We start from the raw sequence: 2,817 nt of genomic DNA, 5'->3' as shown, positions 1-2,817 counted from the left end.
ATGGGGATCCATTTAGCCACGCTGCATTGTATACACTGCGTTCAATCAGGATGCATTTCACCACGCTGCATGGAATCCACTCATGAGGTGCGTGGTCAGCAGGACCGCGACCCCGTCCCGGCGCAGCGCGGAGACGAGCTCCCACATGCGGGAACGTGCGCGGCCAGGAAACGGCCCACCGAGCCGGGCGTGCCGGCGGGGTGGGTGTGCAGGAACGACGCGTGCACCCCGCCCGCGACGAATCCCTCCGGTTCCCCGCCGCGCCACCCCCACGCCGGCGCCGCACCGGCCCGCGGCGTGACCGCACAGTGGTGGAACTCGTGCCCGCTGACCCGCTCGCCCGCGGCGAAGCCCGTCGAGTCGCTCAGCGCCACGGCGTCGCGGTAGCCGAGGGTGAGACGGCCGGTCATCGCGGCGGTGGCGTCGAGGGCCCCGACGAGCGGGACGCCGTCGAGCTCCCGGCACAGGTAGAGCAGCCCACCGCATTCCGCGCGGATCGGCGCCCCCGCGGCCGCGAGCGCGCGGATCGCGGCGAGGAGTCCGCTGTTCGCGCCGAGGTCCGCGACGTGCTCCTCCGGGAACCCGCCGGGAAGGACGAGCCCGCCGATCGCGGTGGGCAGGGTCTCGTCGCGCAGCGGGTCGACGAGCACGACCTCGGACCCCGCCGCCTCCAGCAGCTCGACGTGCTCGGCGTAGCCGAAGGAGAAGGCCGCGCCGCCCAGCACCGCGGTTCGCACGCCCGGCCCGGTCCGGAACCCGCCCAGTTCGGCGGCCGGGTCCCACATCGGCCCCGCCGGCAGCGGCTCCGCCACCCGGACCACCGCGTCGAGGTCGACGTGCTCGGCGACCAGGGCCGCCATCGCGTCGACGGCCGCGGTCGCCGCCGCCCCGTGCTCGACGGCCGTCACGAGGCCGAGGTGGCGCGACGGCACGGCCAGCTCGGCCCGCCTGGGCAGGACGCCGAGCACCGGCAGCCCGATCTCGTCGCACGCCGCGCGGAGCACCTCCTCGTGCCGCGGCGAGCCGACGCGGTTGAGGATCACCCCGGCGATGCGGGTTGTCGGGTCGAAGCTGCGGAAGCCGTGCAGCAGCGCCGCCACCGACCGCGACTGCCCGCGGCAGTCCACGACGAGCACCACGGGCGCACCGACCATGGCCGCGACCTGGGCCGTCGAGCCGTACCCGTCGGCGACGCGGCCGTCGAACAGCCCCATGACGCCCTCGATCACCGCGACCTCGCAGCCGGCGGCACCGTGCCGGACCAGCGGCCCGATGCGCTGCTCGCCGACGAGGACCGGGTCGAGGTTCCGGCCCGGGCGTCCGGCGGCGAGGGCGTGGTATCCGGGGTCGATGTAGTCCGGCCCGATCTTGAACGGCGCGACGGCGGTCCCCCGCCGGGCCAGGGCGGCCATCAGGCCGGTGGCGACCGTCGTCTTCCCGGACCCCGACGCCGGGGCCGCGACGACGAGCGCGCGGGCTACCACTCGATCCCCCGCTGCCCCTTCTGCCCGGCGTCCATCGGGTGCTTGATCTTGGTCGTCTGCATGACGAGGTCCGCGGCCTCGATCAGCTCGGGCGCCGCGTCGCGGCCGGTGATGATCACGTGCTGGCGGCCCTCGCGCGCCGTGAGCACCTCGACGACCTCGTGCACGTCCACCCAGCCCCACTTCAGCGGGTAGGTGAACTCGTCGAGCACGTAGACCTCGTGCACCTGGTTCTCGATCCGGCGGCGGATCTCCCGCCAGCCCTCGAGCGCCGCGGCGGCGTGGTCCTCCTCGCTGCCGGCCTTGCGGCTCCAGCTCCAGCCCGAACCCATCTTGTGCCACTCGACCGGCCCGCCCTCGCCGGTCTGCTCGTGCAGCCGGCCGAGCGCGCGGAACGCCTCCTCCTCGCCGACCTTCCACTTCGCCGACTTCACGAACTGGAACACGCCGATCGACCAGCCCTGGTTCCAGCCGCGCAGGGCCAGCCCGAAGGCCGCCGTCGACTTGCCCTTCATCTCGCCCGTGTGCACCACGAGCAGCGGGCGGTTGCGGCGCTGGCGGGTGGTGAGCCCGTCCTGCGGGACGGTGGGGACCTGGCCCTGGGGCATCGTCGTCCTCCCTGGTCGGAGCGGTGATCGGGACAGGCGGGTCAGGCGCTGGCCGCGGCGGTCAGGTCCGCGACGGTCAGCTCGTCGACCGTGATCACGGGGGCGCCGGCGGCCACGGCGACCTGGCCGGCGAGGCCGAGCTTGACGAAGCCGGACTCGCAGTCGACCACCACGGTGTGCACGCCGTCGGCGGCGAGCAGGCCGGCGGCGCGGCGGGCGTCGGCGACGGGGTCGCCGCCGGGGCGGGCCGCGACCGTGGCGCGCCCGTCCGTCAGCAGGACGACGAGCGGGCGCCGCCGCGGGTCCCGCACCCGTTCGGCGGCGAGGGTCCGACGGGCGAGCAGCAGGCCGTCGGCGAGCGGGGTGCGGCCGCCGGTCCGCATCGCGGCCATCCGGACCTGCGCGGTCGGGACGCTCGTGGTCGGCGGGAGGACGAGCTCGGCGCCGGCGGAGCGGAAGGTCACCAGGCCGACCTTGTCCCGGCGCTGGTAGGCGTCGCGGAGCAGGGCGAGGACTGCGCCGGAGACCGTGGCCATCCGCTTGCGGGCGGCCATCGACCCGGAGGCGTCGACCACGAACAGCACCAGGTTCCCCTCGCGGCCCTCGCGCAGCGCCGCACGCAGGTCGGCGCGCCGGAGCAGCAGGCCCGGGCCGCGGCGCACCACCTGATCGTTCACGAGACGATTGACGCGTACTGTCTCATGTGTCAGGGTCGGTGCGGCCAC

At 74.9% G+C, this 2,817-nt stretch carries 2 protein-coding genes and 1 pseudogene; all 3 read right to left on the bottom strand.

Features of this window, described 5'->3' with window-relative positions; translation table 11 throughout:
• Positions 1-95: 95 nt before the first annotated feature.
• Positions 96-1,484 carry a cobyrinate a,c-diamide synthase gene (locus tag AB0B41_RS43000; protein WP_358212988.1) on the bottom strand — a complete coding sequence of 463 codons (1,389 nt, stop codon included), beginning with the start codon at positions 1,482-1,484 and terminating at the stop codon, positions 96-98.
• A complete protein-coding gene (gene cobO, locus AB0B41_RS42995) occupies positions 1,478-2,092 on the bottom strand; it encodes a cob(I)yrinic acid a,c-diamide adenosyltransferase (RefSeq protein WP_358212986.1) in 615 nt (204 codons plus the stop codon). The genes AB0B41_RS43000 and cobO overlap by 7 nt, the downstream gene beginning before the upstream one ends.
• A 41-nt stretch (positions 2,093-2,133) precedes the next feature.
• Positions 2,134-2,745 (bottom strand): annotated as a pseudogene (locus tag AB0B41_RS42990) (VWA domain-containing protein); the annotation flags it as partial.
• Positions 2,746-2,817: the final 72 nt, after the last annotated feature.

Origin of the sequence: Pseudonocardia sp. NPDC049154, assembly GCF_040648315.1 — a bacterium.
Lineage (GTDB): Bacteria > Actinomycetota > Actinomycetes > Mycobacteriales > Pseudonocardiaceae > Pseudonocardia.
This window is presented reverse-complemented; position numbering and strand designations above follow the sequence as displayed.

What these genes read in the sequence shown, in the direction of transcription:
- cobO (WP_358212986.1), bottom strand. Translation starts at nt 2,092, where the DNA reads ATGCCCCAGGGCCAGGTCCCCACCGTCCCGCAGGACGGGCTCACCACC.